The organism is Gracilibacillus sp. YIM 98692, assembly GCF_010993965.1.
Classification (GTDB): domain Bacteria; phylum Bacillota; class Bacilli; order Bacillales; family Amphibacillaceae; genus Gracilibacillus.
Genome location: NZ_WIXM01000003.1, coordinates 258,742 through 273,216 on the forward strand (window position 1 = coordinate 258,742; position 14,475 = coordinate 273,216).

Below are 14,475 nucleotides of genomic sequence, written 5' to 3' on the forward strand. Positions count from 1 at the left end.
GAGGAACGAGCGAGGAGGCTCAGTGCGAGGTGAGCGGAAAGCGAAGTATATTTCTGGAGCGGTATTCAGAGCTTATTTAAGGCTTATGTCGCAGTTTGGTTCTACTGTGTAGTAAAAATCCTATAGGAACTTGATAAAAAAGGGGCTGATTAAAACATTGCACAATGCGATGTTTTAAGTCAGCCCCTTTTCTTTCTATATTTATACGCCGTAATCAAATTCGTCTGGATGTTTCCCAATACGCTTTTCTATATTCATACTCGCCATTTTTTCCATGTCGTCTGAAGATAGATCAAAATCAAAAATATCGACATTTTCTTCTTGGCGTTTCTTGTGCACAGATTTAGGTATTGTAATAATTTCACTTTGGTATTGCCAACGAACAATAATCTGTGCCGGAGTTTTTCCATGCTTAGAAGAAAGTTCCTGTAAAACAGGATGATCGAAATATCGCGCTTTTCCTAATGGCGCCCATGCTTCTATCAAGATACCATGTTTTTTACAATATTCTCTTGTTTCATCTTGTTGTAATTGAGGATGCAACTCTATTTGATTCACAACTGGAGTTACTTCTGCATCTTTCATTAACTCCTCTAAGTGATGCGGCATAAAGTTACTCACACCAATGGATTTCGCCTTTCCTTCACGATAAATTTCTTCTAATGCCTTATATGTTTCTTTAAATTTTCCTGGTACAGGCCAGTGAACCAGATATAGATCTACATAATCCATTTGCAATCGGTCCAAACTACGTTGAAATGCAGCTTTTGTTTCCTCATAACCTTGTTCATCATTCCATACTTTTGTTGTAACAAAAATTTCTTCTCGTGGAATACCGCTATCTTTAATTGCTTGCCCTACTCCTTCTTCATTTCCATAAAGAGAAGCGGTATCGATATGACGATAACCAACCTCAAGCGCAGATTTAACCGATTGATAAACTTCATCACCTGCTTCTACCTTATACACTCCTAACCCAATTGCTGGGATCTCTTTTCCATTGTTTAATTTTAATGTAGATGTCAAGCTCATTAGGAAACGCCTCCTTTTCATTCGTAAACACTTACATATCCTATTCTAGTAAATAGTAGTAGATTTATAAAATAAAATGCTTATCTTTTCGATAAGCATTTTATTTAGCAACGGATTGAATGATATCAATGACTTGTTGTTTTGCTTCTCTAGATCGAAATTGTGTCATTTTTTCTTTCATATCCAGTTTATCTTTTTTCAATTGCAGTAAAGCATCATATAGAGAGTGTTTATCAAGTTCTTCTTCTTCTAGAACTCTTGCGTACCCTTGTTTTTGAAATGATTCTGCATTTACAATTTGGTCACCTCGACTCGCTTGACGAGATAAAGGAATAAGCAGCATCGGTTTATGTAATGCTAGAAATTCAAATATGGCATTAGAACCTGCTCGAGAACAAATAAGATCGGATATGGCTAATAAATCCTTTAGTTCATCTTGCACATACTCATATTGAACATAGCCTTTTCTCTCATAGTTTTCATCCACATTATTTTTACCGCAAATATGAACTATTTGAAATTGTTTTAATAAAGAGTCAAGGCTTTCTCGTACACATTCGTTTATTTTTTTAGAACCAACACTTCCCCCCATAATTAATAGAGTATTTTTATGACTGTTAAATCCAGTAAGCTTATATCCTCTTGCACGATTACCCGTGAATAATTGCTCTCGAACTACTGCACCAATCCATTCCGCTTTCTCCTCCGGTAAATAATCCATCGTTTCAGGGAAAGTAGCTAATACTTTTTGGGCAAAAGGAATCGCTATTTTATTGGCAAGTCCAGGTGTATAATCGGATTCATGAATAACAGCAGGTACACCTCGTAATTTCGATGCCACAAGAACTGGTACAGATACAAAACCACCTTTAGAAAAAATGACAGCAGGCTTCTTTTTCCCAATAATTTGATAAGCTTGTAATGTCCCCTTTAATACTTTAAATGGGTCTTTAAAATTTTCTTTAGAAAAATATCTCCTTAATTTTCCGGTAGAAACTGAATGATACGTCACCCCATCTATCTCGGAAATCAACTCCTTCTCAATCCCTTCTTTCGATCCTATGTAATCAACCGTCCACCCCTCTTTCAAAAATTCAGGTATAATGGCTAAATTGACCATTACATGCCCAGCGGTTCCGCCACCAGTAAAAATGATCTGTTTATTTTTCATGAAAATTGTTCCCTCTCTTTCTCACCACTCCATTAATAGATATGTTATAATCCTTTTACTAACAGAAAAAGGAAGAATTGTTATGTATCACACGAAAACATTAAAAGAAAAAATAAAACTCTTTATGATTATACTTATTCCTATCCTAGTCACGCAAGTAAGTATGTATGCAATGAACTTCTTTGACACGATTATGTCTGGTAAAGCAGGCGCTCAAGACCTTGCGGGTGTTGCGATAGGGACAAGCTTATGGGTGCCAATATCGATGGGGATTGTTGGTATATTAATGGCCATTTCTCCTATTGTCGCACAAATGGCTGGTGCAAAGGAAGAGGATAAAATTCCATTTACCGTACAGCAAGGAATTTATGTATCCATTTTTTTAGGATTTATCGTTAGTACTGTCGGTTTCTTCTTAATAGATCCTATACTTGGAATGATGGATTTAGAGGATCGAGTAAGACATGTAGCTAAATATTATTTAATCACTATTGGACTAGGTATCATCCCATTGTTTGTGTACAACTTACTGCGTTGTTATATAGATGGGCTTGGTCACACAAGAGTATCCATGGCGATTATCTTAATCTCTTTACCTTTTAATATTTTATTTAATTATATATTTATATTTGGCAAATTAGGTCTACCTGCTTTTGGAGGTATTGGAGCAGGAATTGCTTCCGCTTTAACCTTTTTTGTTAATCTCCTGTTATCTATATGGATTGTACACTATGTACAACCTTTTAGATGGCACCATATTTTTAAAAAAATGCTCAAACCCGATTTAAAAGAGTGGTTCGAGCAACTACGCATTGGTGTTCCGATCGGTTTTTCGATCTTTTTTGAAGTTAGTATTTTTTCAGCTGTTACATTCATGTTAAGTGTATATAGCACCTACACGTTAGCTGCACATCAAGCAGCTATTAACTTTGCATCTTTGCTTTATATGGTTCCCCTAAGTATTGCCATGACTCTAACAATCGCGGTTGGTTTTGAAATTGGTGCGAAACGTCCTGCAGACGCAAGAAACTATGCCTATATCGGCATTTCATCTGGAATCTTGATCGCTTTTATCGCTGGGGGCATTCTTTATTTGTTTGATGATCCAATTGCAAAACTATACAGCACCAATCCAGAAGTAATCAGATTAACCAAGCAATTTTTGTACTATGCGATTTTCTTTCAATTTGCCGATGCATTTGGTGCACCAATACAAGGGACGTTAAGAGGATATAAAGATGTAAACATCACCTTTTGGATGTCGCTTGTATCCTACTGGTTAATTGGATTGCCAAGTGGCTGGGCTTTTGCTAACTATACTCATTTAGAAGCATATGGTTATTGGCTTGGTTTGATTGTCGGTCTATCTGCTGGTGCAGTCACATTGTTTGCACGAATGATTCACTTACAACGTCAATCTATGCGCTTATATAATTAAGAAAAGCGCAAGCGCCTTGGTCACCCTAGGGCAATAAGTCGAGCCTCTATGTGGTGCTTTCTTACCACAAAGAGGCTCGGCTTAAGACCTCGAGGGGGTAGTCGCTGGAGCTAGACAGCGAAAGCGTAAATTTTTATGCTTTCTTATCTTATATGAAAAACCGAGCAAAATCCGCCCGGTCCTATCTGCTTATCTTACAAGAACAAATTCGCATCAGAACAAAAATGTGATATAAACTAATTGGGTATAATATACAATACGAAGTAAGTGCTAAACTCACTCTCATGTTTATTACAAATGAATTTTATACTCCCTTTCCTATTTCCGAAGATTCATGACAATTAAACGCTCTTCTGTCATTTCTTCTATGGAGTACTTTGGTCCTTCTTTGCCATTTCCACTATCTTTCACACCACCATATGGCATTAAATCCACCCGATATTGCGAGCCGTCGTTAATCATAAATCCACCAACCTCTACACGCTTTGCTGCATAGAAAGCTGTGTCAATATTTTGGGTGAAAATACCACCTTGTAAGCCATAATCAGATTGATTGATCTCTTTCAAGCACTCATCTAAATCCTGAAACCCAATCACACTAGCAACCGGTGCAAAAATTTCCTCGCAAACCACTCGCATCTCTGGTTTTACGTCTGTTAACACGGTCGGCTCTAATAAGGCACCTTCCCTTTGACCACCGTATGCCAAAGTAGCACCATCTTTGACAGCTTCTTGAATCCATTCCTCTGCTCGTTTTGCCTCTTTTTCCGAAATCATTGGTCCAACATCTGTTTCTACATTCGTTGGATCTCCTACTTTTAATTGCTTGATATGTTGAATATACTTTTCTAAAAAACTTTTTAGTACCGATGCATGTACATAGACACGTTGTACCGATATACACACTTGCCCAGCAAAAGCAAAACTCTGAGCCGCTAATGTTTGAGCCGCATAGTCTATATCTGCTTCTTTATCTACAATTACAGGAGAATTGTTTCCTAATTCCAAAATTAATCTATTAAGGCCAGTTTGCTGCTTTAACTGTAACCCTACTTCCGCACTCCCTGTAAAAGTATATAAAGCTATACGCTCATCTTTCATCAACTGTTTGCCAACAACTGAGCCAGGACCTACTACTACCTGAAGTAAACCTTTTGGAAGTCCTGCTTCTTCTAGCAGGTTTGCTAGCTTTAAAGATGAAATAGGTGTCGCACTGGCTGGCTTTAAAACAACCGCATTTCCAGCAGCAATTGCTGGCGCCACTTTATGTGCAACTAAATTAAGCGGGAAATTAAACGGACTAATGGCTGCTACCACACCAACAGGTACTTTAATTGTAAATGCAAGTCGATTTTCTGAACCAGGTGCAGCTTCTACGGGCACACCTTCCCCTTGAAGCCGTTTCGCCTCTTCTGCAGCAACTAAAAAGGTTTGAGCAGAACGGTCAATTTCACTACGGGCTTGCTTTAGCGGCTTCCCTGCCTCTAATGTTATCGTTCGAGCTAGATCTTCTTTACGTTTTTGTAATAATTCAGATGTCTTTTGCAATATCTTAAACCTCTCAAAAGGAGGCAGCTGATGTAACTCAAAAGCTTTTTTGGCACTATTTACAGCGTGATCTACTAATGGTTCATCTGCTTGTCCAACTTTAGCAAACGGCTTTTGGGCATATTTATCGTACACTTCCATCCATTGTTTACCGTCAACCCATTTTCCATCTATTAATAACGAATACGTTTCCAAATCGTACACCTCACTTTTTTATCGCGGTGAACAGTCGCCCGTAAGACCTACACTTCAAGACTTACGTGGGGATAATGGACGCTAGCACCCTGATAAGTTTCGCTAACCAGCAGTGGGAATGAACCCCCCCCACTACTGGAAGTCTCGCTTTATAAATGGTTTACCACTCACATCATATTCTAAACCATACTTTATTTCGTTGTTATTTCATTGTGTATGACTTCACTGAAGAATATTGGTAATCATGGAATTGATCTAGTAATGCTGCAGGTTTTTCCTCTAAAATAGCTAATGAATGAAACTTCTTTTGCATGAAGCCTTCTTTTACCATATGATCAAACAAATCAGCAATAGGCTGATAGTAATGATGAATATTAAGTAACCCAAAAGGTTTTTGATGAATGCCAATTTGTGCCCATGTAAAAATCTCAAAAAATTCTTCTAACGTCCCAGGCCCACCAGGCATAGCAATAAAACCATCGGCAAGCTCTGCCATTTTGGCCTTTCTTTCATGCATGGTATCGACCGTGTAAAGTTTGGTTAATTCTAAATGAGCAACCTCTTTTTTATGTAACATTTCGGGAATCACACCTATCACTTCACCGCCTTCTTTTAAAACAGTATCTGCGATGATTCCCATTAAGCCAACACTAGCCCCACCATAAATTAACGTAATGTTGCGCTTTGCTAATTCTTTCCCAAGGGCAACAGCCCCTTGACGATATACTTCATTTTCTCCCATGCTGGAACCACAAAAGACAGCAATTCTCTTCATATTGTATCTCACCTCAACCTGTATTTATCTAATTCCATGATACCGCATAACCAAAAAAGCGCAAGCAACCCGATCTATTCGACAAAATCCAATCACATCCTGCGCGTTTCTTCTTCTCGAATAAAAAGCACAAGCATTATCATAACGCTTGTGCTATTGCTTTTATCATGATGAACATCGTCCGTAATTCCACTTCAAGACTTAAAAAGTAAAAATAGGGAAATTGCGGTCGCTAGCACTCTGATAAGTTTCGCTTACTATCAGTGGGGATGAAGAAAACCCCCACTGATAGAAATCTCTCTTTATAAGAATAATCCTGCCATTGTTGCAGATAGGATAGAACCAAGGGTGGCACCAACCAATAATTTAAAACCGAATTTGGACACCGCTGCCCCTTTTTCCGTATCGATTCCCTGTACGGTTCCTGCAATGATCCCAATCGAAGAAAAGTTCGCAAAACTCGTTAAAAACACAGATACGATACCTACTGTTTTCTCCGATAGTGTATCTACTAATGGCTCTAATTCCAGCATGGCTACAAATTCATTGGTAATAATTTTCGTTCCCATAATACCACCTGCTTGGATAAGTTCGCCAGGTGCTATACCCATTAAGAAACCAATGGGAGCTAAGACATAACCCAATATTTCTTGCAATGTGATTCCTGCAAAAATTGATTGAATGATCCAGTTTACTAATTCGAGTGATGCAATAAATGCGATTAACATGGCAGCAACAATTAAAGCAATTTTACCGCCATCCAGCGCACCATTTCCCATCGCTTCAAAAAAGCTATTGGAATCTGATACATCTTTAATTTGAACATCATCATCTTCTTTATCCATATCAACAGGGGCTATAATGGAAGCGATAATTAAAGAACTAAACATATTTAACGGAATAGCTACTAACACATATTGAGCTGGAAGCATTTGAATATAAGCACCAACGATAGATGCTGATACAGATCCCATCGCAGAAGCACTAACAATGTAGAGCCTATTGTTATTTAAGTGATGAAATTGTGACTTGATAGCTATGAGTGCTTCTGATTGCCCAAAGAACATACTGTTTACAGCATTAAATGACTCCACCTTTGGTAAGCCAGTAATGGCAGAAATAATTCCCCCCAAGTACTTAATAATAAAAGGCAAAATGCGTAAATACGTAAGTACAGACAAAATGGTGGAGAAGAAAATAATAATAAGTAATACATTAAAGAAAAAGGCACCAGACTCCCCAACTTCAATACCGCCTAATACAAAGTCTACACCTTCAGAACCGAACTCAATCAGTTTGTTAAATGCTTTGGAAATGGCATTAATAATGGCTTCACCAATAGATGTCATAAACATAAACCAAGTGGTAAGAATTTGTGCCACTAACATAATAGCAACACCAACAAAATTAACTTTCTTGCGATTATTGGACATAGCATAAGCAATGGCAAGAACGATAATTATTGCTATTAACCCTAATAATATTCCCACAATCATTTCCTCCCTAATACATATTCCATACATTATCCTACTTTCCCCTTTTAAAGCAGAATAATCCCTAGTTTAGCATGAAAATCCTGTGAAACTTAAAAGAAAAAATATTTTGAATATTAGTGAGGACGAAAGGAGTTTGCCACTTGAATAAAGTCCCTTTTATCTAATTCTTTTTCACTAGCTCTATAAGTAATTTCATAAGTAATGCCTGCTTTTTCCCATGTTAATTTTTTCGAATATTTCTCGTTCACATAGTAACCTGGTATATTACCATTCATTTCTACTTTATTTGCTTTGTCTTCGTTGACTGCCATTTCATCATTAATCATTTGTATCGTTAAAATATCATTTTCCACTGTAAAAAGACTAATATCAAATGCTTCCGTTTCGCCTATATAAAATTGATCAGTGACAAGTACTTCTGCAAGGATAGGAACATATGAAGGTAATTCAGGCTGAAATGATAGACTTTCCACAGCTTGCTTCACTTCATCTTTTTCATAAGGATAATATCCTTCTGGAATGGCTTCACCCTGTCCTGTACAAGCTGAAATCAAGCATAAAATTATACTATAAGTTACTAATTTCCTAATCCATATCATACTTGTCTGTCCTCCATCATAGTTTAATATCACATTAGAGTAGACGAATATTATACCAAAAAAGTTTCATTAAACAACCAAATCTGACAAAATCCGAGCATTTTTCATTTCAACATTCGCGTAATATATAAAAGATCTTAAAAAAGGCGGAAAAAAGCTAATCATTCTTTACTTGCTTGCATAGAATAAAATAATACAAGCGGAGGAGGGGATTTGTTGGTGAAATATAATTTCGTAATAGCAGAAGAAGATTGGTCCCTCCATCGAAAAGGGTTTGATGACCAAAAAAGACACCAAGAAAAGATCAAGGAAGTATTAAAGAAAAAGTTGCCTGACATTGTTAGTGAAGAAAATATTATCATGTCCAAAGGAAAAGAAATTATTCGTATTCCCATTCGGTCATTAGATGAATACAAAATCCGCTACAGTCAATCAAAAAATAAGCATGTCGGGCAAGGCGATGGAGATAGTAGTGTAGGAGACGTAGTTGCTAAAGATCCACAAGCACAGAAAGGGCAGAAAGGGCAAAAAGGTGAAAAAGCAGGTGATAAGCCCGGCAGTGATTATTATGAAGCAGAAATTGACTTCGAAACTTTAGAGGAAGCTTTTTTTGCTGAATTATCATTACCAAACTTAAGAGAGAAAGAAAAAGATAATATTAAAATTACCGATGTAGAGTTTCGTGATATTCGTAAACAGGGATTAACAGGTAATATTGATAAAAAGCGTACAATGCTTGCTTCTTATCGTCGAAATGCTTTAGAAGGAAATCCGTCCTTTTCACCTATTTATCCAGATGACCTAAGATATAAGACATGGGATAACATTGAGAAACCAGAATCAAAAGCAGTGGTGTTAGCCATGATGGATACAAGTGGTTCGATGGGACAATTTGAGAAATATGTAGCTCGCAGTTTTTATTTTTGGATGGTTCGATTTTTAAGAAAAAAATACGAAACCGTAGACGTAGAATTTATTGCGCACCACACGGAAGCTAAAGTTGTCGATGAAGAATCTTTCTTTACTAAAGGAGAAAGTGGGGGGACAATTTGTTCATCAGCCTACCGAAAAGCTCTAGAACTAGTTGACGAAAAATATCCTGTAAGCCGTTACAATATCTACCCATTCCATTTCTCTGATGGAGACAATTTAACATCAGATAATCGCCGTTCGAAAGAAGCTGTCAATCAACTGTTAGAACATGCAAGTATGTTTTGTTACGGTGAAGTCAATCAATATAATCGCTATTCCACTCTCATGCAAGCATATAAAGATATGGAACATCCTCGATTCAAAAAATTTGTGCTTAAAGATAAAAAAGACGTATTTTACGCTATGAAACATTTCTTCAGCGAAGCCGACACTGAGAATAGTTACTCTTCTTAAAACTTATTATTTCTGAAGAAAACTAGGCGAAGCGCAGTGCAGTAGCCTAGTTGTACTTTTCTATATTCCTAAAATTATCCACTACGTCGAGATTATTTACTTGCTGACAATTTAACTTTCCTATACGGCAATTAAAAAGCACTCACCTTTCCTTTGGTGAGTGCTTTCTCTCATTCCTTAATTATCCTTCTAACAATAAGTCATATGGATCTTCCAGCAATTGTTTAATTCGAACTAAGAATTGCACCGCTTCTTTTCCATCTACAATTCTGTGATCATAGGATAATGCAATATACATCATTGGACGTACTTCAATGGAATCATCCGGCATGACTACTGGTCGCTTTTGAATCGTGTGCATTCCTAAAATTCCGACTTGTGGTGTATTTAAAATCGGAGTAGAAAGTAAGGAACCAAAGATTCCACCGTTTGTAATTGTAAATGACCCACCCTGTAAATCACTAATTTGCAATTCTTTCTTTTTCGCTTTTGTACCTAAATCTGCGATCTCTGATTCAATTCCAGCGAAATCTAATCGGTCTGCATCACGTACTACAGGTACTACGAGGCCATCATCAGTTGATACTGCAATCCCAATATCATAGAATTTTTTCAATACAATATCGTTATCTTGAATTTCTGCATTGATATATGGAAATTCTCTTAATGCACTAACAACCGCTTTAGTAAAGAAGGACATAAATCCTAATTTAATGCCATGTTTATCTTGGAAGTTATCCTTTCTTTCACTGCGCAGCTTCATCACAGCTGACATATCAACTTCATTAAAAGTTGTTAACATCGCTGCTGTTTGTTGAGCTTCTACTAAGCGATTAGCAATCGTCTTACGGCGTCTTGTCATCTTCACTCGTTCTACTGGCTTATCAAATTCTTGTTTGCTATCAGTTTGAGACGATGCTTTTTTCTCAGATTTAGAAGACTTCTGCTCTGATTTCGCCGCCTTTGATAAATTCTCTACATCCTCAGGACGAATTCGACCTAATGGGTCATTAGGAACTACTTGATTTAAATCAATTCCCAATTCACGAGCTCGTTTTCTTGCAGCAGGTGACGCCACCACTTTTTGATCTTTGCCTGCTTTTTTCGGCTCTGTCCCTGTTGCTTCTTTTTTACTTGGAGCTTTCTCCTCTTTTGTTTCTTGCTGTTTTGATTCTGATGGAGTTGATTCTTCCGGTGTTGAAGGTTCTTCCTCTTTGTCTGAAGATCCGCCAGCTTCACCGTTTTCGTCTACTTTAGCGATTACTTCACCAACCTCGACGTCATCTCCAGCCTCTTTAGCCAGCTCTGATATAACGCCACTGTAATCGGCATTTACCTCTACATTTACTTTGTCAGTTTCTAGTTCACAAATAGGATCTCCTTTTTCAACCTTGTCCCCTTCACTCACAAGCCATTCTGCAATCGTACCTTCTGTAATAGATTCTGCTAATTCTGGGACCTTAATTTCCTTCATTGGTTTCTCCTCCTTCAGACAGCTCTAATGCTCTTTCTACTAGGCGACGTTGCTCCGTTTTATGAATATGTGGATCACCAACAGATGGTGAAGATCGTTGGCACCTTCCAACATAGTGTAAGTCAATAGGTGTTTCTTCTAACATTCTGAAAAATAGTTCTTTCACAAAATTCCAGCTTCCCATATTTTTAGGCTCTTCTTGCACCCAAACTAAATCTTTAAGGTTTGGACAACCATCTATTACTTCCTGTATTTTCTTCTCAGGAAACGGATAAATTTGCTCTAAACGAATAACCTGAATATGTTCACAGGCCTCTTTATGATTTTCCATTTTCTCAGCAATATCTACCATCACTTTTCCAGTACCAATCAAGAGCCTTGTTGCTTTCTTTGAAGTTAACTCTAGACCAGGTTGCGGAATAATCGGATTAAACTTCCCATTTGAAAACTCTTCTAGGGCCGACACAACTCTTGGACTGCGCAATAAACTTTTTGGTGTCAACACTACTAATGGTCGTGAGGCATCACTATTTACGAGTGCTGCTTGTCTTCTTAACAAATGGAAGAATTGGGCACTTGTTGTCACATTGGCAACAATCCAGTTATTTTCTGCTGCCATTGTTAAAAAGCGTTCCATTCTAGCACTAGAATGCTCCGGCCCTTGCCCTTCATAACCATGCGGTAATAGCATCACCATGTTAGAACGTTCATCCCACTTTGCTCGAGCGGATGAAATAAACTGATCAAAAATTACTTGTCCTGCGTTGGCAAAATCACCAAATTGTGCTTCCCAGAGTACTAGAGTTTTTGGTGCTTTGACACTGTAACCATATTCAAAACCTAACACTGCAGCTTCAGATAACGGACTGTTATGAATATCAAAAGTTGCCTTTGCTTCATCTAATCCGTGCATTGGGCAATACGTCTCTGTTGACTCTACATCATGTAATACTAAATGGCGGTGAGCAAACGTACCACGCTCAGAATCTTGCCCAGTTAAACGTATTGGAATACCGTCTTGCAAGATGGAAGCATAAGCTAAAGCTTCCCCTACTGCCCAATCTGCTTTTTGCTCTTTTTCAAATGTCTCATGACGTTTTTTCAATATCTTTTCTAATTTCTTAAAACTTTGAAAACCTTCTGGCCTTTTTAAAAGCCCTTTGTTTAATGACAATAGATCATCTTTTGGAACAGCTGTTTCAATATCACTTAATCCATTACGCAATGCTTGAGGAACCGGCAATGCTTCAGGATTTTCATTGGTATTCTCAATCATTTCATCAAAAATACCTTGCAATTTGTTATGAACAGCTTCCTTCATTTCTTCAAAGGTTTTTTCTGTAATAACCTCTTCTTCTTGCAATAGGTTAGCATAAACATCTGCACATGTAGGATGTTTATCAATGGTTTTATATAGAACAGGTTGTGTCGCTCTTGGCTCGTCCATTTCGTTATGTCCATAACGACGATAACCTACTAAATCAATTAACACATCTTTTTGGAACTTTTTACGATAGTCATAGGCAAGAAGTGCTGCTGAAAGACATGCTTCTGGATCATCTGCATTTACATGAATAATTGGTACTTCAAAACCTTTCGCTAAGTCACTAGCATAACGTGTCGAACGCCCTTGATGTTGACCTGTCGTAAAACCAACTAAGTTGTTGGCAATAATATGAAGGGTTCCACCAGTTTGATAGCCTGGTAAAGCACTTAAGTTAAAAGTCTCTGCAACGACGCCTTCTCCAATAAAAGCGGCATCCCCATGAATAAGTATACTAAATGCCTTATTAACATCTTGTTCCGTTTTTCCTTTTTTAAATCGGAAATCTTGTGCCGCTCTTGTAAAACCTTCTACTACAGGATTTACAAACTCTAAATGTGACGGGTTATGCGCAAGCGTTATCTTAGTAGGTGAGGGTTTTTCTTCCCCAACTTCACGCTTCGCACCAAAGTGATATTTTACATCTCCTGTCCAACCATATGTAATCGCTCTTGAACCAGGAGAAGATGGTATTAACTCTTTATCAGCTGAAGGATGGAATTCAGAGAATAATTTATCAAATGGCTTTCCTAAGATATGTGTTAAAACACTTAATCTACCACGGTGCGCCATCCCCATTAAAATTTCCTCTGTTTCATCATAAAAAGAGCTTTGTACAATGCGGTCCAGCATAGGTACCATCATTTCTAATCCTTCAATAGAAAAACGCTTCTGTGCAACAAACGTTTTGGCTAAGAAGTTTTCAAAACCTTGTACGTCTACAATCTTTCCAAGCAATTGTTTTTTCTCTTCTTTTGAAAAAGAAAATCGGTATTCACCAGATTCAATATTTTCTTGGAACCAGTGACGCTCTTCATCATTATTGACATGATCGTATTCAAAAGAAATATTCCCTGCATATTGATCCATTAAATAATCAACCACATCTTGAGCAGTGTTAATCCCATCTACTTGCTTTTCCCAGACCCAATTGGAAGGAATCGCTTCCAAAACCTCACTATTAAGCTGGTAATGGGCAGGATCGACAAGCGTTGTATCACTCGATTTCCCAGCTCCCACTGGATATATATTCGCTTTCAAATGACCGTAACGCCTAATAGCCTCAACAAGCTTAATTGCTGAGGTTAAATGCCTTGCCCCTATTTGTGATGAAAAGTCACTACTCCCCTCTGGTACATCTTGTGGTTGATGAATTGACTTTTTAGGTGCTCCAAATTGATCAAACATCTGTCGTAAAGATGGATCAACAGAGTCCTTATTCTCCATGTAAAGCTCATACTGTTCTTCTAAATAGCCCATGTTAGGACCGTGAAATTTTTTCCAGAATCTCTCACTGGATTCCTGCTGTGTCACGTCTTATACCCCCATTAGAAGTCACTTTCTCCTGCTTACTTAACTCCCATCCAAATGTCTTAATGAGAAATCATTACATCAATTAATATAACCTATTTTTCCTAGGGAAACAACATAAATGAGCCGATTATTTTAATTCTTTTAAAAAAAGTTCTGAAACCGCATCAGCAAGGCGTTAAAAGAGCCTAGATAAAGGGCTTCCCTCTCTTCGAAAATAACCTCATACACAATATCCATAAACTGTGCATTAACTATTAAATATTTTCCTCCTACTCGTTTAAGGATGAGTGCTTAATCGTCGCTGTGGAAAAATACTCGCTTTCACCCAAGGGCACAAGTGCGACATCTACTCAAGCTTCCTTTGGTCGCTTTCGCAGTGTCTGCTTTGCCGGGGGAGGGGGGAACGCTTCAGCCTCCTCACAAGCAAAAAGCGCTCGTGGAGTGACCCCCATTTATTGGACACTTTTTACGCTACTTGTTCAAACTGAGCTCGATATTTGATCG

Annotated in this window: 10 protein-coding genes; 2 read left to right on the top strand and 8 right to left on the bottom strand. The window is 37.8% G+C overall.

Translation table 11 applies throughout. From position 1 onward, the window contains the following. Window positions 1-201 precede the first annotated feature (201 nt). Together GHD00_RS05730 and GHD00_RS05735 are read right to left on the bottom strand one after the other, a co-directional pair. Window positions 202-1,032: an aldo/keto reductase gene (locus GHD00_RS05730; RefSeq protein WP_163537185.1), complete on the bottom strand. Its 831-nt coding sequence runs from the start codon at window positions 1,030-1,032 to the stop codon at window positions 202-204. 100 nt (window positions 1,033-1,132) lie between these two features. Then, a complete protein-coding gene (locus GHD00_RS05735; RefSeq protein WP_163537186.1) occupies window positions 1,133-2,203 on the bottom strand; it encodes an undecaprenyldiphospho-muramoylpentapeptide beta-N-acetylglucosaminyltransferase in 1,071 nt (356 codons plus the stop codon). An 82-nt stretch (window positions 2,204-2,285) separates the two neighbouring features. Here GHD00_RS05735 and GHD00_RS05740 point away from each other — a divergent pair, with 82 nt between their 5' ends. Next, window positions 2,286-3,641, top strand: a complete 1,356-nt coding sequence (locus GHD00_RS05740; RefSeq protein WP_163537187.1) for an MATE family efflux transporter — start codon at window positions 2,286-2,288, stop codon at window positions 3,639-3,641. Between the two features lie 318 nt (window positions 3,642-3,959). Here the strand turns inward: GHD00_RS05740 and GHD00_RS05745 are convergent, their stop codons facing one another. From GHD00_RS05745 to GHD00_RS05760, 4 genes are all read right to left on the bottom strand, one after another. Next, the gene (locus GHD00_RS05745) at window positions 3,960-5,384 is read right to left on the bottom strand and encodes an aldehyde dehydrogenase family protein (RefSeq protein ID WP_163537188.1); all 1,425 of its coding nucleotides are present in this window, start codon (window positions 5,382-5,384) and stop codon (window positions 3,960-3,962) included. Between the two features lie 202 nt (window positions 5,385-5,586). Next, the gene (locus GHD00_RS05750) at window positions 5,587-6,159 is read right to left on the bottom strand and encodes an LOG family protein (RefSeq protein WP_163537189.1); all 573 of its coding nucleotides are present in this window, start codon (window positions 6,157-6,159) and stop codon (window positions 5,587-5,589) included. 302 nt (window positions 6,160-6,461) lie between these two features. After that, window positions 6,462-7,649, bottom strand: coding sequence for a NupC/NupG family nucleoside CNT transporter (locus GHD00_RS05755; protein ID WP_163537190.1), 1,188 nt, complete (start codon window positions 7,647-7,649; stop codon window positions 6,462-6,464). A gap of 119 nt (window positions 7,650-7,768) precedes the next feature. Next, window positions 7,769-8,254: a hypothetical protein gene (locus tag GHD00_RS05760; protein WP_163537191.1), complete on the bottom strand. Its 486-nt coding sequence runs from the start codon at window positions 8,252-8,254 to the stop codon at window positions 7,769-7,771. 216 nt (window positions 8,255-8,470) lie between these two features. Here GHD00_RS05760 and yhbH point away from each other — a divergent pair, with 216 nt between their 5' ends. Next, on the top strand, window positions 8,471-9,640 hold the full coding sequence (yhbH, locus tag GHD00_RS05765; RefSeq protein ID WP_163537192.1) for a sporulation protein YhbH: 1,170 nt from the start codon (window positions 8,471-8,473) through the stop codon (window positions 9,638-9,640). A 181-nt stretch (window positions 9,641-9,821) separates the two neighbouring features. Here yhbH and odhB read toward each other — a convergent pair whose 3' ends face one another. Together odhB and GHD00_RS05775 are read right to left on the bottom strand one after the other, a co-directional pair. Next, a complete protein-coding gene (gene odhB, locus GHD00_RS05770; protein ID WP_163537193.1) occupies window positions 9,822-11,114 on the bottom strand; it encodes a 2-oxoglutarate dehydrogenase complex dihydrolipoyllysine-residue succinyltransferase in 1,293 nt (430 codons plus the stop codon). Then, window positions 11,101-13,971 (bottom strand): 2-oxoglutarate dehydrogenase E1 component, encoded by a 2,871-nt coding sequence (locus GHD00_RS05775; protein WP_163537194.1) that lies wholly within the window; start codon window positions 13,969-13,971, stop codon window positions 11,101-11,103. The genes odhB and GHD00_RS05775 overlap by 14 nt, the downstream gene beginning before the upstream one ends. Window positions 13,972-14,475: the final 504 nt, after the last annotated feature.